20 protein-coding genes and 1 riboswitch are annotated in these 24,215 nt (G+C 29.4%); of the genes, 6 read left to right on the forward strand and 14 right to left on the reverse strand.

Annotated elements, in window-relative coordinates; all coding sequences use genetic code 11:
• Nucleotides 1–4: 4 nt before the first annotated feature.
• From F3K33_RS18865 to hypB, 5 genes are all read right to left on the reverse strand, one after another.
• A complete protein-coding gene (locus F3K33_RS18865) occupies nucleotides 5–1,105 on the reverse strand; it encodes an ABC transporter permease (RefSeq protein ID WP_039773794.1) in 1,101 nt (366 codons plus the stop codon).
• Between the two features lie 672 nt (nucleotides 1,106–1,777).
• A complete protein-coding gene (locus F3K33_RS18870; protein WP_039773793.1) occupies nucleotides 1,778–2,506 on the reverse strand; it encodes an energy-coupling factor ABC transporter ATP-binding protein in 729 nt (242 codons plus the stop codon).
• A gap of 4 nt (nucleotides 2,507–2,510) precedes the next feature.
• Nucleotides 2,511–3,305 (reverse strand): energy-coupling factor transporter transmembrane component T family protein, encoded by a 795-nt coding sequence (locus tag F3K33_RS18875; protein ID WP_039773792.1) that lies wholly within the window; start codon nucleotides 3,303–3,305, stop codon nucleotides 2,511–2,513.
• Nucleotides 3,306–3,472: 167 nt separating this feature from the next.
• The gene (cbiM, locus tag F3K33_RS18880) at nucleotides 3,473–4,462 is read right to left on the reverse strand and encodes a cobalt transporter CbiM (protein ID WP_039773791.1); all 990 of its coding nucleotides are present in this window, start codon (nucleotides 4,460–4,462) and stop codon (nucleotides 3,473–3,475) included.
• A 229-nt stretch (nucleotides 4,463–4,691) separates the two neighbouring features.
• Nucleotides 4,692–5,351: a hydrogenase nickel incorporation protein HypB gene (gene hypB / locus F3K33_RS18885; protein WP_039773790.1), complete on the reverse strand. Its 660-nt coding sequence runs from the start codon at nucleotides 5,349–5,351 to the stop codon at nucleotides 4,692–4,694.
• Between the two features lie 343 nt (nucleotides 5,352–5,694).
• On the opposite strand from hypB, the gene F3K33_RS18890 reads away from it, so the two are divergent.
• The 3 genes from F3K33_RS18890 (at nucleotide 5,695) to F3K33_RS18900 (ending at nucleotide 8,603) form a co-directional block, all read left to right on the forward strand.
• On the forward strand, nucleotides 5,695–6,117 hold the full coding sequence (locus tag F3K33_RS18890) for a DUF3842 family protein (RefSeq protein ID WP_039773789.1): 423 nt from the start codon (nucleotides 5,695–5,697) through the stop codon (nucleotides 6,115–6,117).
• Nucleotides 6,118–6,582: 465 nt separating this feature from the next.
• Nucleotides 6,583–7,131: a MarR family winged helix-turn-helix transcriptional regulator gene (locus tag F3K33_RS18895; RefSeq protein WP_039773788.1), complete on the forward strand. Its 549-nt coding sequence runs from the start codon at nucleotides 6,583–6,585 to the stop codon at nucleotides 7,129–7,131.
• 26 nt (nucleotides 7,132–7,157) lie between these two features.
• Nucleotides 7,158–8,603: a serine hydrolase gene (locus tag F3K33_RS18900; RefSeq protein WP_039773787.1), complete on the forward strand. Its 1,446-nt coding sequence runs from the start codon at nucleotides 7,158–7,160 to the stop codon at nucleotides 8,601–8,603.
• A gap of 204 nt (nucleotides 8,604–8,807) precedes the next feature.
• Here the strand turns inward: F3K33_RS18900 and F3K33_RS18905 are convergent, their stop codons facing one another.
• On the reverse strand, nucleotides 8,808–10,049 hold the full coding sequence (locus F3K33_RS18905; RefSeq protein WP_243141318.1) for a DUF445 domain-containing protein: 1,242 nt from the start codon (nucleotides 10,047–10,049) through the stop codon (nucleotides 8,808–8,810).
• A gap of 75 nt (nucleotides 10,050–10,124) precedes the next feature.
• Entirely contained in the window at nucleotides 10,125–11,171 is a 1,047-nt protein-coding gene (locus tag F3K33_RS18910) for an FAD:protein FMN transferase (protein ID WP_039773785.1), read from the reverse strand.
• Nucleotides 11,172–12,100: 929 nt separating this feature from the next.
• Nucleotides 12,101–12,329, forward strand: a riboswitch (cobalamin riboswitch).
• 325 nt (nucleotides 12,330–12,654) lie between these two features.
• On the opposite strand from F3K33_RS18910, the gene F3K33_RS18915 reads away from it, so the two are divergent.
• Genes F3K33_RS18915 through F3K33_RS18925 form a run of 3 tightly spaced genes read left to right on the forward strand, consistent with a single transcriptional unit; the run spans nucleotide 12,655 to nucleotide 15,362 of the window.
• Nucleotides 12,655–13,569 (forward strand): ABC transporter substrate-binding protein, encoded by a 915-nt coding sequence (locus F3K33_RS18915; RefSeq protein WP_039773784.1) that lies wholly within the window; start codon nucleotides 12,655–12,657, stop codon nucleotides 13,567–13,569.
• On the forward strand, nucleotides 13,562–14,584 hold the full coding sequence (locus tag F3K33_RS18920) for a FecCD family ABC transporter permease (protein ID WP_084670608.1): 1,023 nt from the start codon (nucleotides 13,562–13,564) through the stop codon (nucleotides 14,582–14,584). The genes F3K33_RS18915 and F3K33_RS18920 overlap by 8 nt, the downstream gene beginning before the upstream one ends.
• A 22-nt stretch (nucleotides 14,585–14,606) precedes the next feature.
• Nucleotides 14,607–15,362, forward strand: a complete 756-nt coding sequence (locus F3K33_RS18925; protein ID WP_039773782.1) for an ABC transporter ATP-binding protein — start codon at nucleotides 14,607–14,609, stop codon at nucleotides 15,360–15,362.
• Between the two features lie 862 nt (nucleotides 15,363–16,224).
• Here the strand turns inward: F3K33_RS18925 and F3K33_RS18935 are convergent.
• The 7 genes from F3K33_RS18935 to F3K33_RS18965 form a co-directional block, all read right to left on the reverse strand.
• The gene (locus tag F3K33_RS18935; RefSeq protein WP_039773781.1) at nucleotides 16,225–16,695 is read right to left on the reverse strand and encodes a GNAT family N-acetyltransferase; all 471 of its coding nucleotides are present in this window, start codon (nucleotides 16,693–16,695) and stop codon (nucleotides 16,225–16,227) included.
• Nucleotides 16,696–17,115: 420 nt separating this feature from the next.
• A complete protein-coding gene (locus F3K33_RS18940) occupies nucleotides 17,116–18,084 on the reverse strand; it encodes a DUF2087 domain-containing protein (protein WP_084670607.1) in 969 nt (322 codons plus the stop codon).
• A gap of 354 nt (nucleotides 18,085–18,438) precedes the next feature.
• Entirely contained in the window at nucleotides 18,439–19,536 is a 1,098-nt protein-coding gene (locus tag F3K33_RS18945) for a GGDEF domain-containing protein (RefSeq protein ID WP_023974588.1), read from the reverse strand.
• Between the two features lie 766 nt (nucleotides 19,537–20,302).
• A complete protein-coding gene (locus F3K33_RS18950) occupies nucleotides 20,303–21,418 on the reverse strand; it encodes an SLC13 family permease (protein ID WP_039773780.1) in 1,116 nt (371 codons plus the stop codon).
• 489 nt (nucleotides 21,419–21,907) lie between these two features.
• Nucleotides 21,908–22,225: a cobalt ECF transporter S component CbiN gene (locus F3K33_RS18955; RefSeq protein WP_012059874.1), complete on the reverse strand. Its 318-nt coding sequence runs from the start codon at nucleotides 22,223–22,225 to the stop codon at nucleotides 21,908–21,910.
• On the reverse strand, nucleotides 22,225–22,977 hold the full coding sequence (locus tag F3K33_RS18960) for an energy-coupling factor ABC transporter permease (protein WP_023974590.1): 753 nt from the start codon (nucleotides 22,975–22,977) through the stop codon (nucleotides 22,225–22,227). Before F3K33_RS18960 ends, F3K33_RS18955 begins: the two co-directional genes overlap by 1 nt.
• A gap of 217 nt (nucleotides 22,978–23,194) precedes the next feature.
• Complete coding sequence (locus tag F3K33_RS18965) at nucleotides 23,195–24,016, reverse strand: energy-coupling factor ABC transporter ATP-binding protein (RefSeq protein WP_039773779.1); 822 nt, start codon at nucleotides 24,014–24,016, stop codon at nucleotides 23,195–23,197.
• Nucleotides 24,017–24,215 lie beyond the last annotated feature (199 nt).

The raw sequence follows: 24,215 nt of genomic DNA on the forward strand, positions 1-24,215 counted from the left end.
CTACTTACCTTATTTCTTTCATTATTTTAAATCTAATTACATTAAACAACACTAGTATAGATACAATTATGGATATTATAAATATTAGCATTGAACTTAATATAATATTTGAAATGTTAACGGCTGAATATTGAGATGGGAAAGATTTCATCATAAGATCTATTGTAATTTTTGATAAAGCTAGTCCAGCAATAATTCCAATAGAAGATATTCTTATAAATTTTGCAAAAACCTCTTTAAATACATCAGAGTTTTTAGCTCCCAATACTTTCATAATAGCAACTTTTTCACGTATATTTTTAGCAAAGAAATATGAAAATAAAAGTAAATTTGCTGCACCAAGTATTATTTGGTATAAACTATTTTTAAGTTCGTAAACATTTTTGAATAAATAATCTATAACCGAAATCCTCGAAATCTCTTTTTCAGAAGCGTTAGTATTTTTTAGGTTAATTTCTTTAATATCTATATTACTTATATTATTCTCATAAAAAATAACATTAGGAACCTTAGTGCTTATAAAATATAGAGATCTTATCGGAATTATACTGCTGTATTTAAATACTTCAGTGTTTCCAAGAACCCCAATAACCTTATAATCTTCATTAAATATTTTTATATAACGTTCTCCATTTTTCTCTTCAACTAATCTTTCTAGACCAAAACCTATAATAGCAACTTTTTCATTGCTCATTAACTCTTCTTCAGTTAAGTATCTTCCTTTAATTAAATTTTTACTTTCTATGTCAACCCCATCAGAGCAAGGCCATATATCATTAATATAAAACTTATTATCAACTTGTATTTGATCTTCAAATGGTTTTAAAATAATCTTCTTATATCCTGCCTCTTGAACAGCATCTACTATTTCTGATAATCTTGGATTTTCTTTATCCTCATCTTTATTTACAACTTCAGCTCCATCAACATATTTAGTCTCATGTACTGTATCTATTTTTAGATACCTATAATCTTTATTAAATCGGTTCTGTTCTGTAACTTTATTATAATTGGAATATACAATGCTTATTGTTAAACTAAATGCAAAAGTTGACACTAAAAAACCAATTATTAAAAATAGCTCTATCTTAGTATATTTATTCATATATTACTCCACATGAATATTAGTAAAACACTTATCTTTACTAATATTCTTATCTAAATTTTGATTTTAAACTAGCTTACATTCACGTAAATGCGCTTTTTTCTAAACCTATGAATTTTGAGATATAACTCATCTTCCACACGTTTTGTGATGAGGCAGTGTATGCTTCTTACAGTCCCTCTAGCATAGGCACGATTACCACTACCTGAAATTGTATCTGCATCTAATGTTTTACATATCTTTATTTTAACATATATAACAGTGTTGCTAAGATTTATTTTTTCTTATTCTATATTTCTATTGCCACTAGACAAATGTAATTCTCCTTCAATTTAAGTATTTGAATGCATCCACCATGTTTTATCATTTACCTTACCTACAAATGATAAAGTAACAGGAGTTAATATAAAATAAATTGTAAATACAAAAATAAACGGTAGTTGGATTTCTCATTCCTAACTACCGTTTTTACTTTTATGAATCTTTCATGAGCTAATATTCAATAATGTTATTTAATTTAATGACATACTTAATTTGAAAAATGACTTTAAAGAAATGCTAACTCTTCCTCTGATTTGATAAGATTAGTTGCAATTTTTATTCCATATAATATATTGCTTTTCTTAACTTGTATTGTTATTTCTTCATATTATTTTCAGTATAGTTTAAACATTATATAATGTTATTATCATATAAAAACTCACTATCGTTCATTATCTCATCATAATCACCATCTCTAATAATTGCATGATTACTTGAAAAAACAATTGCTCTTTTAAATACCCCTTTTACATATTCAAAGTCATGGGTAGAACATAAAATAGTTTTTCCTGCATTATTTATAGCTATCATGAATTCTTTTAAAAATCTCTTAGTTTTAGGATCAAGTCCGTTCATTGGTTCATCAAATATATAAACTTCTGGATTTAAAACTACTACGGTAGCTATAGAAACCTTTTTCTTTTCTCCACCGCTCAAATGATATGGCTGTCTATCTCTTAATTCTTCAATTTTCAATAATTTTAGAGTGTCTTCTACCCTTTTTCTAACCTCTTCTTCATCCATCCCCATCTGTCTTGGCCCAAATGCTATTTCATCATATACATTTGAACAAAATAGCTGTACATCTGAATTTTGAAAAACAAAACCTATTTTTTTATGAAAAGCCTTTGAGAACTCTTCATTTTGCATTTTTTTATTATTAATTTCTTCACCTTCAAATAAATAACTTCCACTATCAGCAATTATTAATCCATTTATTAATTTCATTAATGTAGACTTCCCACTTCCATTTACACCTATTAAAGCAATGGCTTCACCTTCATCAATATGTAAGTTTACATTTTTTAGCGCGGTAACTTCAGCATCATATGAATAATTCGCATCTTTTATATCAATCATTAAATCACAACCTATCAAAATAAAAATATGTTAACACAAAAATTATGGTAAGAATAAAACAAGTATAATCAAATAGCTTAAATTTAAATTTCGTATATACTTTATATGTTCCTGTAAATCCTCTAGATTCCATTGCTCCATACATCTCTTCTGCCATCTCTTTAGACTTTATAAACATAGTTCCTACAACTCCAGAAAGTGCAGTACTTTTATCATTGTTTTTACCTACTGATCTTAATTTAAGAGCATAAACCATATTTAATGAAAATTCGCCTAAAATTATAATATATTTTATAGTAATATCAAGTACCAAAATAAATATATCTGGTATTCTAAATATTTTTAAAGTAATTATTAATTCATTCCACTGGGTAGTGCAAGTTAATATACTGACAGAAGCAACTGATACTAATACTTTTAATGTGATCATTAAAGTATTATTACTATACCCTAAAAAAATAGCTGGTAACAAAATAATAACCGTAAAAATTGCCGCCGCCATACTTGCTTTGACAACATATTTTATTTCTTTTATACTTAAAAGATTTATTAGCACAAGCATAAATACAGTTGTAATTAAAACAAAGTGAAAATTTCTACTTAAGGAAACAAAAATAATTAGTATGAGCGTTGATATTAATTTAGTTAATGGGTTAATTCCAAATTTAGAGTTTCTTATTTTAGTTTGCTGCCTAAACATAGCAAGCACATTAAATATTGACAGAATGCTCTTATCTATAAAAGAATTCTTGTCTTTTAGTGGTGTATAATTGTCTTTTTTTAAAAGCCATTCTGGCATTAATAACTTCCTTTCTTATAACGTATATTATGTACATTTAAAAAAGAACCCAAATATAAAATTTGGACTCTCACTTTTGTTTCACTACATATTGCTGAATTGATGGAGCACATATAAGTTAAACTAAGATTCAGATTTAAATCACCTCACCTGAATCAAGTTTCACTTTATACTTTTGTTGTCTTTTTTATACTTGCTATTATTCTAAATACCAACAATAGTATTGCAACACCTGCAACTGCAGATAAAATATATCCAAAATTATCTGGAAGACCTGCAACAGAATAATCTGGCATTAATGCATTAAAGCTAAATCCATTTTCCATGCCTTTAGGTATAAATCCTAACGCATTACCACCTGTTACTACAGAACTTATTTCATCAGTTCCCCATTCTCCCCAAGCTGTACCTGTAGCTAATAACCCTAATGGTGAGAGGCATATTAGTGCTATTATTAATCCATATACAGGCTTTGATTTTGTAGTAGCTCCCTCATAAATAATTCCTGGTGAAACTTTTTTTATAAAGCTTAATACGCCAACAGTTATAATTCCTTCTAATACTCCTGCAACTACAAGATGTGGAATAAGCATTGAAGGTATAGTAATTGATAAAGGATAAGGACAATATAGCGGTATACCTGCCGCATCTTTAAAAAGTAATGGCTGTACTCCGAATTCTATTGCTGCACATAAAGCGGCCAAATTTATTCCAATATAAGCTGCAATAAATGTCCCAATATATTCTCCTTTCTCTGTCTTAAATTTCTCTTTTAAAAACTTATAAATATAATAGCCTACAAATGGTATGACGAATGCCATATTAAAGCAGTTGGCTCCAAAGGCTAAAATACCTCCATCACCAAATAGTAATGCTTGAATCAAAAGTGCTATCGTCACTGAAATACATGCCGCCTCAGGGCCTAAAAGAATAGCAATTAATGTTCCTCCTACAGCATGTCCAGTAGTTCCACCTGGTAACGGAACATTGAACATCATTGTTAAAAATGATAGTGATGCCCCCACTCCCATAAGCGGCAATTTCTTTTTAGTTACCTCTTTTTTTACTTTTGTTACAGCTCTTGTCCAAACTGGAATCATTGCCGCCCCCATAACTGCGCAGGTAGCTGGGCTTAGATAATTGTCTGGAATATGCATTTTAATTCCTCCTTTAAAGCATGTGAAGATAATTAGACTTGTTATTTCCTCAATATGCCCAATTTTTAATAAAAACAAAACCACAAAAACTGATTACAAATAAAGCAATCAACCTTCGTGGTTATTAATAATCCAAATTAATCTATTAATTTATATTGTGTAAAAACTGTATACCCTCGTAGTATACAATTTTATGATACTATACAATTCCAAAATTGTAAATATTAAATTACCTTTGAATTCTTGTTTTTATTTTTTCTTCAATATATGTAACAAATGAATTTAATCCTTGTCCAGTTCTTGATGATATTCTAAAGGTGACTGCCAATGGATTTAATTCTTTAACATTTTCTTCTACCTTATTGTCATCAAAGTCAAAGTATTCCATCATATCATACTTACTTAATACAACTGCATCAGCTTTAGAAAATAGTAATGGATATTTTTCAACCTTATCATCCCCTTCTGGAATACTTAAAACAGCAATTTTAAAATCTTCACCAAGTTCAAACTCAGCAGGACAGACAAGATTACCAATATTCTCAATAAAAATCAAATCAATTTCATCTAAATCAAAGTATCCTAAGATATTATAAATTGCTTTTGATTCTATATGGCACTCTCCTTCTGTATTAAGCTGAATGACAGAAATTCCAAGTGAATCAATTTTTTCAGCATCTACTTGCCCAGCAATATCGCCTTCAACTACAGCAATATTAAATTTATCCTTTAATTGTTTTATTAACTCTATAATCAAACTTGTTTTCCCTGTCCCTGGTGAACCCATCACATTTACTAAATATACATTTTTACTTCTTAAAATTTCTTTAATATCATTGTTGAAATTTTCGTTTAATTCTAGCAGCTGTTTTACAACTTTAATTTTCATTTATTCACCTCATATCTGCAATTTTTTAATAACTTTGTTATTTTGTGCTTCCAATAATAATATAAAATCTCTTCTCTTTATTCTATAATAATATATGTTAAGAACAAAATCACAGATTAATTTCAGTCAATTTAAAATTATATAGTATTTTTATGAAATATGTGACCACCAATCACTTAATATTATTAAAAAGCACTTGACTTGTAGTTAACTCAAAGGTATAGAATAATATCATAAACTATAAATAAAAATCTTATTTATAGTTTAGCACTAATTTATTTATACATTAACTACTTTTATTAAATTATATCTCTTAATCATAGCGAAAGGAATGATCATTAATATGAAAATTGCAGTAATAGATGCACAAGGGGCAGGCCTTGGTCAAAACATCATAAAGAGGATTCGTAAAGAAATAGATAATGATGTTTATATTATTGCACTTGGTACCAACTCATTTGCTACCTCAAAGATGGTACAAGCTGGTGCAAATGTTGGTATAAGCGGTGAAAGGGCGATCAGTTCATTTTGCAAGACAACTAAAATAGATAGTATAATAGGACCAATCGGAATAATCTGTAGTGGAGGTATAAACGGAGAAATTACCACTATGATTTCCAATGCAATATTTAATATGGATTGTACTAAATATATACTTCCATTACAAAACCATGGCATTTATATTCCTGGAACTAGAAATCTACAAATTAAAGATATAATTGAAGAAATTGTACTTGATATAAAAAATAATATAGAAAATTTCTAATCTAGTATTAGTAGATTAAGATTAATTTATTAACACGCCTATAATTAATATCCAATTAATATATTCTTGCTTTTATATCATTAAACTATATTTTTCACCAAATAAATGGAATAATCCTTTTATTATTCTTCTTATACTCTTTATAATGTGTATTGAAGTTATTTTCTAATATCTTTTCTGAATACAACCTCAATATGATTCCAACAATAGTAACTGCACAGCCTATCCAAAACATTATTTCAGGTAATATCATTAAATAATTCTTTCTACAAAAAAGATTCAGAAATATTATAGTACCAAGTACTAGTATTAAGCAATATCCCCTATTCCTTTTTTCTTATTCAAGTCCTTTCTGTTTATAATGAAGTATGACTGAAAACAAATAGACAGTATATTGACTACACTGGAATAATATGCTATTGTAACTTTAGACAGTATATTGTCCAACTAAGGAGGAGATATTTTATGGATAACTATAAAGCGCTTTTTTTAATACAACAAATATACGCAACTCTGTTTTCTCTCACTAATAAAATTCAAATTAAGGGTGATGAATATTGTGAACCTTTAACTAGCAGACAGCTTATGGCGATGGTTGCTATTATTCATTTACCTGAAAATGAAACAACTCTAAATAATATTGCTAAAAAATTAGGTACAACAAAACAGAGTGTAAAACAATTGATTACTAATTTAGAGAACAAAGGATATGTCCTTACTATGCCAAGCCAATATGATAAACGTGCAGTTAATGTGAAAATAACTGAAGCTGGAACAAATGCCATGATGATAGGTGCCGAAAAATCGATGGAGTTCTTTGGGATGCTTTCTAAAGGCTTTTCCATTGAAGAAATGGAAATCTTATGGACGTTATTAAAGAAATTATATAGATTTGATGGCGAAGAACAAGACGGTTTTGAAGAAGAAGCTGAATTTGACATGGGTGAAGATACACTTGAAATACAAAAGAGAGCATTAAATGAATTTGATAGAGCGAGAAATGAAGGAAAATAAAAAATAAATAAAGGCGGTACAATATTATGAATGATATTCTATCTAATAACTCTCAAGATCTTAATGACTTTTTATCTGAGTATATGAATAAGTGGAAAATTCCTGGAATAGCTGTAGGTATTATTAAAGATGATAAAATAATATATTGCAATGGGTTAGGACTGCGCGATGTCAACAAAAATTTAAATGTAACAAAAGACACTTTATTTGCTATAGGTTCTGCAAGTAAGTCTTTTACCTCACTATCAATAGGTATATTAGTGGATGAAGGTAAGCTAGATCTTGATACTCCTATAAAAAAATACATGCCTAGTTTTGAAATGCAAAATAAATATGCTGAAGAACATCTTACATTAAGGGACATGCTTTGTCATCGTTCTGGATTACCTAGACATGATATTTTATGGTATACAAATCCTTCTTTAAGCAGAAAAGAACTGGTAGATAGAATTAAATACTTGGAATTTAGTAAGGATTTCAGGGAAACATGGCAGTATAATAATTTGATGTATGCCACAGCTGGCTACCTTGTTGAACTAGTTACAGGAATGACCTGGGAAGAATTCGTGAAATTAAGAATTCTTGAGCCTCTTGGTATGAACAGCACAAATTTCTCAGTAGATGCTTTAAAAGAGTCTTCTGATTACAGTAAGCCCTATGCGCAAAAGGGAGAAGAAATTAATCAAATAGACTTTAGAAAACTAGATTCTGTTGCTCCTGCTGGTTCTATGAATTCAAGTTTGACTGATATGTTAAAATGGCTTAACCTTCATTTGAATAAAGGTACAGTAAACGGAAAACATATTATATCAGAAAAAACTATAAGTGAGTTACATTCACCTCAACTCCCTTGTGAGCTAATCCCTTTAAAGTTTGATGAATTACAATTTTCATCTTATGCCTTAGGCTGGTTTGTTGAATCCTATAGAGGAAGAAAACATGTTAACCATGGTGGAAATATAGATGGATTTTGCTCCTATACAAGCTTTCTTCCAGACGAGAATATTGGCGTAGTTATTCTTACTAATTTAAATAATCCTGTCTGTGCACTGCCTATAGCATACCATATATACGACAAGCTTTTAGGCCATGAACATAGTGATTTTTGTGAAAAACTAGAGGATGAAGCTGAAAAGATGATGAAAGCAATGGAAGATGCTACTAAGCCTAAAATAGACTCAAAAAAAGATAACTCAACTCCATCTCACTCCCTTGAAGAGTATACTGGCATATATGAAAATCCTGCATATGGTTCTTTAAAAATCGAAGTAAAAGATAATAGCTTAAAATTAATTTATAATAATATAGACTATACACTTAATCATAAATGCTATGACATTTTTACCATGACAATAATGGAATATTACTTGGTTGATGTGACCTTTAATTATGATAGCACAGGAAATATTAAAAGTGTTTCAATACCTTTTGAGGAGACTGTAAAGGAAATCTTGTTCATGAAATGTAAATAATAATAATAATAATACAGAATTGCATTTATAGATTTTCTTTATTTGCAATTCTCTTTATAGGTTCAGCACCTTCTTCTACAGCAATAATATCTGCTCTAAAATCTACTAAAAAAACATTGTGAAACTCTATTTTTTAGCAGTGAAATTTTCAACCTATAGATACTCTTTATTTATTAACAAATACTGATCATGTGTTTTTAATATTTACAAAACTCTAATTATCCCTAATACCAGACCAACGCAAAAACCACAAATAGCACCATTTATCCTTATCCACTGCAAGTCATCGCCTACACGCTCTTCAATCAATTTTATAAGAGTTTCTGTATCTAATCTTTCAATATTATCTCTAACTAATCTGCCTATATTTTCATGATTTGAATTTATGTAACCTGATACGCGTTCCTGTATCTGCTGCTCTAATTTATTTATTAAATCAATATCTTCTGATATACTGTCTATTAAATTATTTAGCATTGGGAGTATATTATCCCTTATGTAATCTTCTTTAACATAACCTAATATTGTATTTTTTAATTCATCTAATATTTTTATTGTAAAGTTATTTAGTTCAACATTACTACCTAATCTCATTTTATATTCATCTATTTTTTGCATAACTTCTTCATTGTTACTTATGCTTCTTATATTGCTCTGCATTAATTCAAGCAGTGTAATTCTGCTGGTATTATCATGTTTTTTTAAATCCTTTAATATTACAACGACTAAATCTCGAGCTATTTTTCCTACTTTATCTTTTCCTAAAACATTTAATACTGTATTTAATGAATATTGCATTATTCCACTTATCTTTAGTTTATTTATAGAATTGAATACTATATTTCCAAGTTCATTCTTTACTTTATCTTGCTTTACTATCTCTTCAAGCTTAATAAGTAAATTATCTAAAATTTTCTCTTCATAATTATTTCTTAAGAATATGCCAATTAATTTTTCAAGAAAGTTTTTAGAATCTAATGTATTCAAATATTTTTGAATTAGTTTAAGTAAAGATGAAGAAACTTTTTCTATAGGAATATGCTCTATGACACGTTTAATAACATACATTCCTGCTTCTATTCCTTGCTTAGAACATATAATTTTTTTGCATATATTTAATATTTTTTTCACTACTTCTAATTCATGTACTTTATTTATAATACTTGATTTATTGAGCAAGTTGTTTTCAACTATTGATACTAAACCTTCTGTTATTCTTTTACGATTCCTAGGCAGAAGTGCAGTATGTGGAATTGGAATTCCTAAGGGATACCGAAAAAGTGCCACTACTGCAAACCAATCTGAAAATCCACCTACCACTCCAGCTTCAAATCCACTTTGCAATATAGTTATTATAGGTGTATTTTGTGGAAACAAAGTAATTATAAAACCTATAAACATAATAACTAATAAAATTAAGGCTCTTTGATTAGTTTTCATTTTCATATTATAGCCTCCTATATTGTCAGTATGTAAACATATTGTAAAATTTATACTAGACTGAGGCATAATAAAAAAAAATTAATTGGCAAATTTAAATTCTGGATCTAATTTATCTAATTTTATATTCCAACTTGAAGATTTGTAAATATTATAATCAGAAGTTATTGCCATGCACGAAACACCTTGCAAACTGTCTATAAATTTCAAACCATTATCTACACCTGCTATAAAAACAGTTTTGGTTAAAATATCAGCAAGCATATTGCTATCAGGAATACTGCTGTCTACAACTATAGTTACACTCATTACACCATTATCTGTTGGATAACCTGTGCTTGGGTTTAATATGTGATGATACCTCTTACCATCCTTTATAAAATATCTTTCATAATCTCCAGAAGTAGAAAGTGCTTGTTCTGATAAATTAATTATGCCTACATAATCTTGATCGCTATCTTTTCTAGGATGCTTAACTCCAACATTCCATGGTGTTCCATCTGGCTTTTTACCAACTGTATATATAGAACTACCTCCAAGACTTATAATCCCGCCTTTAATATCGTAGTTTTTATAAATTTTCAACACTTCATCTGCAGCAAATCCTTTAGCTATTCCACCTAAATCTATTGCCATACCTTCTTTTAGTAACTTAATACTATTATTTTCCTCATTTATACTGATATCATTATATCCAACTAGCGGTAGTTTTGATTTAATCTCTTCATCTGTAGGTATTCTTTCGTTATCAGTTCCTATTCCCCAAAGATTTACAAGTGGGCCTACAGTTATGTCAAATACACCATTACTCAATTTAGAATACTTAACTGCGGTTTCAACCATTTTAATAATCTCCGGATGTACTTGTACATATTCTTTACCTGCAGCTTGATTAATTTTACTTATATCACTGTTATCTATAGTCACACTTGCCATTTGCTCAATCTCATCTAATCTTGAAAGAGATGCTTCTATAGCTTCATTAGCTTTTGGACCATATGCTTTAAGCTGAAAAACTGTATCCATTTTCAATGCTGTTTTAGTAATAATCTCCTGATTCTTTGAACACCCTGAAAAAATAAGAATACATAGTATGCATGTCATTAACATAGATATTTTTTTAATCACTTTAATCGCCCTCATAATTCATTTTAATAAATTTATTAACCTACCAAACATTTTACATCATTTTAGAGTCATTTTATAGAATTTTTTCCAATAAAGTAATATTTTTATTTATCATTTTATAGATGAACAATATATAACTTAGATTTATGCGCATACCTCACCGAAATGAATAATATACTTTTGTTCCAGTTTCTAGGTAATTCTGATGGGTGATTCTAAGGCTATAAAGTTGCACCCAAAGTGCTAGCCTCAAAGAACAAGCTCTGAACTAGCACATTTGGAACAGTTCAAAGGAAACTCGACTCACTTCGTTCACTGAGTAATTTCAATTGACCAAATCATAGATTTGGAATTTCAATTAAGAATCACATCCATCAAAATTACCAATGAAACATTCCACAAAAATATATTACCCATTTCTAGTTGGGATATATTTCATAGTATAAATCTAACTTATAATTGGCTTATCTATATAGATGAACATATTAACAAATTTACTAAAACTTTAAGTTCATATCTTTACTAGAAATCATAAATATATTTGTGAAGAAAACATTTGAAAATGAGCTGTTAAAGGTTCTTAAGCAGAGAGCCCAAATCTTTGATTTGGTGAGAATCGCTTACTCAGCGAACGAACGTGAGTCGAGTTTCCGCTAGTGGTTGTTCCATTTTAGCTTGTGAAGTGAGAGTCCAAAATTTTATTTTGGGTTCTCGAACTTCCTCAGTGAATGTAATGAGTCGAGCTTCCCCAGGAAAGTTGGAGCATGCTAAAGTGGATACAACCTGCCGCTTAGAACCTTCAGCGATATTTTCATAGCTTTTCGGAATCAAAATATTTATGATTTCGTGAGTTATACGCCTAAGTATAGATTATAGTTGGTTTATTGCTAAAACTTACTATGAATAGTATAATCTTTTTATGTCAAATACTTTAATTATATGAATGCAAACTGTAGTCTGCATTTAAGTAATAAGGGAATGGAGTGAAATTCTTCAACTACCCCAGTAACCGTGAAACTGACGAAATCAAAAACATAATCCAAAATAACAAGTCCAATATGTTACTTTTTGATTATGTTTAAAATGCCACTGAGAAATTGGGAAGGCTTGAAATTAGGATGAAGTTAAGTCGGGATACCTTGTTTTTATACAACGATAATATCCTCTGAGGGTGGGATATTAGGCACATGAAAATAAATTTCAAGTACAACGCTACCATGAATATTTTTCATCAGACAAGAGAGTAAATTAATCTCATCGCAGGTCTATTAGGTCAATCTATTTCTGAATGATAGTTGAAAATAAGCTGGTAAATGAACTTGTTATTTTTTGAATGTGACTTAAGTAATCATGCATTTTATGAAAATAAGACTTTTAAGTTTTATTCTGATTTTTATAGGCATGTTTATTATGAATCTATGCATACTCTCGATGGGTATGTTTTTTTGTTACCCTTAAATACACTATATTTTAGGAGGGCATCATGAAACTAAAAAATAAATTTTTATCACTCTTTTTAATAGTTATATTAGCTATGAGTACACTTTTCGGCTGTGGTAATAAGACTGCAACAATGACAGATAGAGAAGGTAACAGCTTTAAGCTTCCTGAAAAAGTAAAGACTATAATATCTACAGCCCCATCAAATACCGAAATATTAGTTGGGCTGGGACTTTCAGATAAGCTAGTAGCTATAGACAAATATTCGTCAGATGTGGATGGTATCAATAAAGATTTACCTAAAATTGACTTTAAGAATCCAGATGCTGAAACTCTTGTGAGTTTAAAGCCTGACATAATAATAGCTTCAGGACATAATAAAACTGGGAGTGAAGACCCCTTTGCAGCTGTTAAAGAAGCTGGAATTCCTGTTGTATACATACCTACTAGTTCAAGCATAGAAGACCTTTATAAAGATATTGACTTTATATCAAAAATCACTGGCACTGAGAAAAAAGGTGATGAGACGACATCTAATTTAAAGGATGAAATCAGTTCAATAAAGAAAATTGGAGATACTATTACTGATAAGAAAAATGTATATTTTGAAATAGGGTCAACTTCAGGTTTATATAGTTTTGGCAATAATACATTTTTAAATGAAATGATTGAAATTGTAGGCGCCAAAAATATCTTTGCTAATGAAAATTCGTGGATATCTCCAAGTCCTGAAGCTGTAGTAAAAGCCAATCCTGATGTAATACTTACAAATGAACCTACAAGTAATTCTATCAATAATATCAAGACTCGCGAAGGCTTCCAAGAGGTTACTGCAGTTAAAAACAATAAAGTCTTTGCTATTGATAATAATTCCTCTTCCAGACCATCACAAAATACACTAAAAGCACTTAAACAAATAGCAAAAGCTATTTATCCTGAGGAATATGCAAATGTATAAAAAAATTATCATATTATTAATACCCTTAACATTTTTAATTTTATGTATCGGAACTTCTATTGGAAGTTCTGATACCAGCTTAATCCATATTGCATCGATAATTGGATATAAAGTTTTAGGAATTCCGCTACTTAAAGAGATTAACCCTAATGATGTGGCGATAATTTGGAATTTAAGATTGCCTAGAGTTTTTTTAGCCTTTCTTGTAGGTAGTTCCTTATCAGTTAGTGGTGCTGTGGTTCAATCATTACTTAGAAATCCACTTGCTTCACCATATACCTTAGGAGTATCTTCTGGTGCTTCTCTTGGAGTTGGATTTCTTATAATATCTGGTTTTTCAATACCTATGCTCGGCAGGCTTACTCTTCCTTTAACAGGCTTTTTATGTGGGCTTTTGACTGTATTTATTATCATAAAATTTGCCTACAAAGTTGATAACAGTATGTCAACTTCAACTATAATTTTATCTGGCATGGTTTTTTCTTTATTTTGCAGTGCAATACTTACAACTGTAACAGCCTTATATAGTGAAGATATAAAAAGCATAGCTCTTTGGGAAATGGGTTCTTTTTCTATGAAGGGATGGTCATATGTACAAATGGGAATACCCTTCTTTATAATTGGAATAATTGGTGTCATGCGCTACTGCACTGAAATGGATATATTATCTTTTGGTGAAGATCAAGCAAAATCAGTTGGAGTAGATGTTAATACCATAAAGACTAGACTTCTTATTTTCTCTGCTATATTAACGGGTTCTGCTGTAGCCTTAAGTGGAATTATTGGTTTTGTGGATTTAATAATTCCTCACTTAGTAAGAAGAATCATTGGAGCAAAGCATAAATATGTAATTCCTGTATGCATAATTTTAGGAGGCTGCTTTATGGTAATCACTGATCTAGTAGCAAGAATAATTATAATACCATCCGAATTACCAGTTGGCGCTATTACTGCTCTGATTGGAGCCCCATTTTTTGCATACATATATTTTAATAAGGCACATAAAAGAAAATAATAAATCAAAGTAGGTGATGATTTTGTTAGAACTTAAGAATTTTTCTTGTGGATATGACAAAATAGATATCATAAAGAATATTGACTTTAAAGCTAAAAGAGGAGAAATTCTTTGCATAGTTGGTCCAAATGGATGTGGAAAAAGTACGCTTTTAAAAGCTATAGGCAGACTCATTGAATATAAAGGAACACTAACATTTGATTCAAAGAATATAAAAAATTTACCTGTGAAGGAATTTGCAAAACACATTGCACTTATGACTCAAAGTAACAATGTTTACTTTCCTTACACAGTTTATGAAACTGTTGCTTTAGCAAGATATGCTTATTTAAAAGGGGCTTTATCCTCTTTAAGTAAGGAAGATGATTTAATCATAATGGAGGCTATAAAAAGTGTTGGCCTTATAGATTCAAAAGATAAACTTATAAATGAATTATCTGGCGGACAGCTTCAACGGGTCTTCATAGCAAAAGCCTTTGCCCAAGATCCAGAAATTATTTTATTAGATGAACCAACAAATCATCTTGATTTAAAATATCAAATTGAGATCCTAGAATATTTAAGCCTTTGGGCAAAAGAAAATAATAAAATTGTAATAGCTGTATTACATGATTTGAACTTATCTAATTTATTTGGTGAAAAAATTATATTACTAAGCGATGGCGAAATAGTCAGCCAAGGTACACCTAAAGAAGTATTTCTAGAAGATAACTTAAGAAATGTATACAATATAGACGTGAAAAATTTCATGATTAGTTCTTTAAAGCAATGGCAATAAGGTATATCTGTAAAAAAAGTGAATTAATTGAATGCTTATTTTCTAATTAGAGCGAATATATAGATACCCAACTTTAAAACTAAATTTATGTGATAACTTACCGAAATCATAAATATTTTGATTCCAAAAAGCTATGAAAATATCGTTGAAGGTTCTAAGCAGCAGGTTGTAGCCACTTTAGCATGCTCCAACTTTCCTAGGGAAGCTCGACTCATTACATTCGCTGAGGAAGTTCGAGAACCCAAAATAAAATTTTGGACTCTCACTTCACAATCTAAAATGGAACAACCATTAGCGGAAACTCGGCTCACGTTCGTTCACTGAGTAAGCGATTCTCACCAAATCAAAGATTTGGGTTCTCTGCTTAAGAACCTTTAACAGCTCATTTTCAAATGTTTTCTTCATATTATAACCCTTGTGGTTACAAATATATTTATGATTTCTAGTGAAGATATGAACTTAAAATTTTAGCAACGTTGTAACTATATTAATCTAATAAATTGAATTCTTAAATTGAAAATCTATAATTAAACCAGTACTCAATTTTCGATACATATAATATAGAAATATATGATACTTTAATTTTGCATTTTTTAAAATATATTGTACATAGTATAGATATATATCTAATAAATATTAACTTACACATGTATACGCCCCTTTATTGGGGGGCATTTTTATGCTAAATATTAGTATTGAGGATTTAAAGCTACTTCAAGTGTTCCGTATAAGATTCGGAACGTTTCTGGTGGTATGGCTTTTATCACCATACTTAACGAACACCTTATAATGAAACAATCTATCCGCTTTCAACCAAACTCATTACAATATGTTTTAAAACCAATGCAATATGGTTATAAAATTATAATTCTATAAACCCAATTTTTTTATAAAGATTTACAGCAGCTGCATTTTCAGGGTGCACATATAAAATTAAATCATCGTATCCTAAATTCATTAATACATTTATACTATTTTTCAAAAGATTACTTGCCATCCCCTGTTTCAAATATTTCTTAACTGTAAATAATTCTGAAACAAATGGTTTCCCTTTAAATAAACTAATAAGAACTACAGCCGCAATTTCTCCATTTTGTTTAATTTGAAATGAAGCATCGGGAATAAATGTTCCGAAAGTACTTTCAACAATACTACAAATCTCCTTATTTAACTCTTCTATTGTTTCACCATTGAAGTCTACTGTATCTTTAAATGCGTCTAACATAGAAACTGATAATCCATCTATATCATCGGAATCTATCTTATCAAATGTATAAATTCCTTTTAGTTCTTGTGGTGCAAGTTTGCAAATCATACCTATTCTTTCACTCATATACTATTCTCCTAATTTTTTTCTTATTTTGTCCTATATGAAACTTATACTGTAAATTATAATATATTTTCTAATATTACATTATTGTATTTTCAAATAAGCTTTTTATAATTACTTAGTTAAATCTACATATTGTAATTTAAATTTGCCACCATCCTGACACATTTGGCTATTATAATAATATTATAAAGATAATAAAAACTTTTTTTCATAAATTTTTTCCCCTATAAATATAAGTCAAAGAGTAACATTCATATCCCCGTTATGACATGTTACTCTTTATTTCATTTCAAGTAATTATTAAACTCATACATGATTTAGTGATATTAAATATCTAAAAATCACAAATTCACTTTTCCCATACAGTGCAATTTCATTTTCTATCATCTATTATCTTAATTTATAACGTCAGAAATCAGCTTATTTATATAATTTTAAATTGTCTCCTTGGTTTTCAATCCACAAGTTTAAAAGTTCTTTTAAATCCTCAACCTTTTCCTTATCTGTAGCACCTTCATTAGATTCGAGTTTTTCAACAACTTTAAACTCGAAGGCACTTTCTCCATAAGCTGCCCAATCTTCCTTTAATTTTTTAGATCTAGCTCTTCCTAAGTTTAGCTGAAATTTGATTGATTCAAAGGGCTTATATAAATTTGTACATATATCCACGAAAGAATATCCATTAACTGTATTATAGATTTGAATTATTCCCATTTCTATTTCTTGTTGTTTATAATTATTTATTATCTCTTTTTTATTCATTTTATCCATAATAACTTCCTCACATTTCTTATAATATTTACTTCCATCATCATTTCTTCCCAAGTATCCATAGTCTACTAAGTATCGCCGTATTATTGCGTCATCCTCATAAATAGGCTTAATAATTCTCTTTACTTCAGCTTCCGTATACTCTTTATTTGGTTCAAACAAATTAGCAAACCTTGGTAATAATGCTTTTCTTTTTTCCTCTTTAGCCGGAAAACTTCTAAGTTTTGGATTCGCTATTTTACTATTCCCATCGTCAACTAACTCTATAGCTGCTAAAAAAGCTCTTGCTTGTCTAGCCCTTTCTCTTAGTGCAAATCTCATATTTCTTACTGTTGATTCTGCACATCCAAGCTTAATCCCAATTTCTTTATTACTATACTTGTTTGACACCATTTCCAAAAGCTCTTTCTGAATTTCAGTAAGTCCAGTATATTTCTTATCAAGCATCAGTATTCTGTCCATAGGGCTCCCATGCTCTGCTGTATGAGTACTTATATCATTACTATTTTTACCTGTATGTTTCCCGCATATCAAACAAATAAATTCTGCTTTTTTGCTATCCCATATGTAACCCCTTTTAAAATCGTCAATAGTTGCATCACGAATAAGCTCTTTCATTTTCTTCTCCTTGTCTATTAATTTAATAGACATTTTATCATTTTAATATATGTATGTCAATTTTACTGTTTAAAATTGGTTAATGAAATATCTTATAAATATCTCATTAACCAACTTACAAAGACTATTCTATAGGTTAATACATCAAGCTAAATCATAGTCAGCCATTATATTCAGAATTATATGTTTAAAGGATTTATTGTTATTATTAAATTTCAAATACATAGAAGTTCATAAAGAGAGATATGATGAATTTTACATAAAGAAGTTTTTAGCGTTAGCGTTGTAGTCACTGAACATCAAATAAAAAGAGCTGACTATGTATTATTTAATCAGCTCTTCCTTAGGTATTTTTTATATTTTATGTTCGTCATTGTTAAATAAAACCACTTTGTTTCTTCCAGTATTTTTTGCTTGATATAATGCTGTGTCAGCCATTTCAAGCAAATTATCAATTTGAGTTGTCGTATTAGGATACGATGCTATTCCGATTGAAATTGTAATTTTTATAAAATTATTGTCTGAAATATAAAAATCATTTTCTTCAATCTTCTCCCTTAGTCTTTCCGCAATCTTAACAGCTTCAGAGTCTGAACAATCTAATAATATTACAGAAAACTCTTCCCCTCCCATTCTAGATACAACATCATAAGTCCTGCATGTATCAAGAAGAATTAAGGCTAAACTCTTTAAAATAGTATCCCCTGCATTATGGCCATAAGTATCATTTATTTTCTTAAAAAAATCAATATCTATAAACAACATAGATAGATCTTCTTCTTTTCGTACAGCCCTCTGAGAAATATTGTTGAAACTGTTGTCAAATTGCCTTACATTATTCAAGCCAGTCAAATAATCTTTTGTTGCCTCATTTCTTAACTTTTGATAAATTCTAACTGTTTCAAATATGTAGTCCGCGTATTTAATTGAAATATACGATACTATTAAATATCCAGAAAAGTATAAACTCACTGTTTTAAAATCAAATGTAATATTTTGAGGTACTGTAAATGATGAAATAACTGATGCTATAACAAAGAAGATCATAGAATAAATATATTTACGTTTTTTTGATATCTTTAATAAAGAAATAATTCCAAATCCGATCCCCATAGCTAAAGCAATTGCTGATCCAATTAGTGATATATCAGACACTCCCAAAATTAAAGATCTAAAAATAGCTATCAAAATAGAAGAAATAATTGAAGAGAAAAATCCACTATAAATAGCAGAAAATAAAATTGGTATGTACCTAAAATCAATAAAAGTATCTGGTGTAATATGTACACTGTTTATCATCAGTATCACACCTAATATCCCGCTATAAAGTCCCCATAAAAACTTACTTTTCAATGACATATCTTCAAAAATTCTTTTATTTCTAAGAAGATGCTGAGCAATACTCATAAACGCTATTAAAATACATGCATTTTGAAAAAACTCAAGAACCATAATTTATAACCCCTTTTTCATAAATTTATACTTGCTTATCAAACAAATTTAATATTTCTAAAATACCCCATTATAGATATCAAACTTTAAAACTATATTTATGTGATAACTTACCGAAACCATAAATATTTTGATTACGAAAAGCTCTGAAAATACATTTATGATTTCTAGTGAAGATATTAACTTAAAGTTTTAGCAACTTTGTAAATACATTCATCTAATAGGTTGAATTCTTAAATTGGATATCTATATTTAATTCTCGAAATCAATTCTATATGTTGTAATAATAAATTTACATTGAAAATTCCAATTAGGCAAGTCATAAGTTAAGACCAAAATGTAGAAATTCAATTGCAACATATATATTAAGTAATTTTTATATCGGATCTTAATTGCTTATAATATAGGTATCAAAAACAAAAGATATACCTAAACTTTAATCTTTGTGAATTATACTAGAAATTGGATACATGTTTGTGAAAGCGGCATTTGAAATTGAGTTGTGATAGTTCTTAGTTGAAGGTTGTTCCATTTTCTGCTTGTCCTAAACTTGTTTTTGGAGCATGCAGAAATGGGTTCAACCTTTCACTTAGAACTATCCAGCGAAAATTTCACTAGTCCGCTGGAACAAATTTGTATCTAATTTCGGTTCTGCCATACATAAATATGATTTTAAATTGGATACCTATATTAAAGGTTACTGAAATTATAAGTAATACAAAACTTTTCTATTATATACTTCTTTAAATATCTTATTTATGATTTATCAAATTACCAAAAATATATAAAATATTAATGTGAATATTATAAGGCTGGCAAAATTATATGTGGTAAATTTAAACATATATTTTTTCCCATCATATTCTTTAGCATAAAATTTATACGATATTAAGCTTGCAAGCGAGGCAATAATTGTTCCCATACCTCCAATATTTACGCCAACTAATATTTCTTTCCAAGAATTTGTGAATTTTGATAGCAAAATTGCACAAGGAAGATTACTAATTAACTGACTAAAAAATATTGAATAAAAGTATACACTTGTACTATTTGTTAATGCTTTCTTCATTAATTCATCTATAGTTGTCATATTAGATAAATTTCCTATCGCTATGAAAAAGCACACAAAAGTAAGTAATAAAAAATAGTCTACTTCCTTAAAGAGCTTTTTTTCTATAACAAAGCTAATAATTAAAGTTATTATAAAAGCAACTCTATAATCAACTACATTGAAAACTGAAAGTAATATAAAAATAAACAAACTACAATAAATAATTGCACTTTTTTTATCTTTAATTTTTATCTTATCTAAATCATATTCCAAATCTACATTTGATATCCTGCGATTGAGAACAAATAACCATATTGCACCAATTATCACAAAAAATATTGTAGCCCTAAAAAAATCTAACATTCCAACATCAAAAAAAGAAAATAAATATAAGTTCTGTGGATTTCCCATTGGTGTAAGACTACTACCAATATTCACAGCTAAAGTTTCTAAAATTATTATTTTCATTGGGTTAAACTTCGCTTTTTTAGCAATAATCATAGTAAGCGGTACAAAAGTTATTAAAGCCACATCATTTGTTATAAACATTGAAGAAAAAAAACATAGAGATGTTAATATTAATGAAACCATTCTAAGGTTTTTATGTTTTATTAATATTTCAACTGCTATCTTATCTAATAATTTTAACTTTTCAAAGGCAATTATTACTATCATAAGATTAAACATTAATATTAGTACCTCAAAATTTATATACTCTAACTTAGGCAGAGTAATCATAGACGTACCTAGTGCCAAAAATAATGATATAGTAAAAACTATTTCTGTTTTAAAAGTTGATATAGCTTTATTCCAAAGCTGTTTTATATTCATAAATTCCTCCCGACACTTATTTCTAGATTAACTATAATCTTGTTAATCTTAAGCAAATTACAACTAAACACTCACTTTTATTCACATGCTGACGACATACATTCCAACAAACCCCATAAGTGCATAATTGCATAAAAAAACTTGTCCGTTTGTACTAGTAACAAGTTAAGTATTTCTTCTTATCCTTGTATCTTAATCCCCCGAACATACTTTAGTATTATAGCATATTTTGCAAATATCACATTATTCGATTTTCAAAGAGTATTTCTCATTTACTACGCTGAATCTTTCATATAAAAATTTCTATCTCTAATGTCATAGTAGCTGAGCATCAAATAAATTAATAAAAGAGCTGACTATGTATTATTTATCAGCTCTTACTTAGGTATTTTTTATATTCTATGATTCTAATGGTTTGATCTAGCTTATAGTGGAGAAAAAGGACACAAATCTATTCCTCAGAATGCCTTCTAATGGATAAAAGAAATATTACTTTTTCTTATCTTTTTCTATTTTGTGTCTCTCTACAAACCTTCCCATTAGGAATGCAATTACGCCAACTCCAATACCTGTCTGCACGCAGAAAAGCAGGCTCTCCACCTCTCCTGGCAATTCTCCACCAATCCAAGTTTCCATAACTGGCTTAAACCACGGCTTGTACTCAGTACCTGTAATTTCAGAAACTACTTTACTTCCAGCATCGTCAGAACCACCAAATTCAGCTCCTCTTAATGTGAATAATGGAATAACAGCAATTAATGCCGCAATAATTAGCAGAATTATAACTGTTTTCTTAGTCTTTGACATTAATTTTCTCCTCCCTTCACTAATCCAAGGCCTGTTAATTCAGATTTTGCATATGTTTCAAGGCCAATTATAATAACAACTGTCAAAATACCTTCTATAACTGCAAGCGGAACTTGAGTTGGTGCAAATACTGCAAGGAATTTAGCTGCCGATACAATAAATCCGCCGTTTTCAGATGGATATGCAAGTGCAAGCTGGATACTTGTTACACAATAAGTGAATAAATCTCCAATTGATGCAGCCAAGAAAATGCCTACATATTTATTAACTTTTAAAGCCTTACATAATCTATATATTCCATAGGAAACAAATGGCCCTGCAATAGCCATAGAAAATGTATTGGCACCCAGAGTAGTGATTCCCCCATGAGCAAGCAGTATTGCCTGGAAAACAAGTACAATGATTCCTAAGATACTAACAGCGCTTGGCCCAAATAATATTGCACCAAGTCCAGTACCAGTCATATGTGAACAGCTTCCTGTTACTGATGGTATCTTTAAAGATGAAAGTACAAAAACAAATGCTCCAGCCATAGCCAAAATGGTAATTGCTCTACGATTTTCAGCCAATGTCTTCTTAATTGATAAATAGCCTATGGCTATGAATGGAATGCAAATAACACCCCATATAATGCAAAATTGTGGCGGAAGATAACCTTCCATAATGTGCATTGCATTTGCTGCTGGAGCTACTCCAAAAATCAAAGCAAATGCTGCCGCTAGAGCGACAATTCTCTTTTCTTTCTTATTCATTTTTCTCCCCCTCAATAAAACTTTAATATTTCTAATATTAAAGTCTAAATAATAAAATAATATAAATTCTTATTTGTAATATATCTGCTTTTTTTATATGCCAAATAATCTTATTTGCAGGAAAGTTCCGTATTGCAGAATAGCTGCTTTATATATATGTGAAATGATCTTATTTGCAGCATAGCTGCTTTATATATATGTGTGGAAATTTCTATTTTTAAAGCATTTCTTTAAATTCTTTTATACTTTTAGGATATGATTTTATATCCTTTAAAATATTTTTTTCTATAAGAGATTCATAAACCTCAAGCAAGGTTGGTTGTTTCAAATTTGCTTGTTTTAAAATTTCCATGTTTGTAAAAATCTCTATAGGTGACCCATCTGCAATGATTTTCCCCTCATTAAAAACAAGAACTCTTTCAGCCCATCTATATGTAAAATCCACATCATGTGTAGATATTAACATTGTCTTTCCTTCTGTCCCAAGTTTCAATAAAACGTCTTCTAACATCATTGCATTTAATGGATCTAGAGCTGCTGTTGGTTCATCAAAGATTATAATTTCTGACTTCATTGCAATAATGTCAGCAATACTTACACGCTTCTTTTCACCACCACTTAAATAATGAGGTGGACGATCCTTTAAATGAGAGATATTCATATATTCTAGTGCTTCATCCACCCGTTTTAATACTTCATCTTTTGGTAGTTTTAAATTCATAGGTCCAAATCCAACTTCTGCTCTAACTGTAGATGCAATAATTTGATTATCAGCATCTTGAAACACTATTCCTATATTTTTTCTAAGTTCCGTTAAATTCTTTTTATTTATAACAGTATCTCTATAGATGATTTTTCCTTGTTCTGGGGTAAGTACCCCATCTACATTTAAGAAGAATGTGGATTTTCCTGAGCCGTTAGAACCAACGACAGCTATTTTCTCACCTTCATAAATATCTACATTTACCCCATTTAATGCAGACTTTCCATTTCCGTAAGCATAATGGAGATCTTCAATTTTTAATATTAATTTTCTCATAATCGTTCCTTTCTAAGCACATGAAGATACATAGCAAATTTAAAAATCTTCTTGTATGCAGCATAACCTATCTTTCTAACAAAATGTTCTTATATAAAACATATCTACGCTTTCTAGATAAATGATCTTATGTGTAGCATAGCTACCTTTTCTAAAAAAAATGATCTTATGTGTAGCATAGCTACTTTTTTTAAGGTGT

Origin of the sequence: Clostridium beijerinckii, from assembly GCF_008705175.1 — a bacterium.
Classification (GTDB): domain Bacteria; phylum Bacillota; class Clostridia; order Clostridiales; family Clostridiaceae; genus Clostridium; species Clostridium beijerinckii.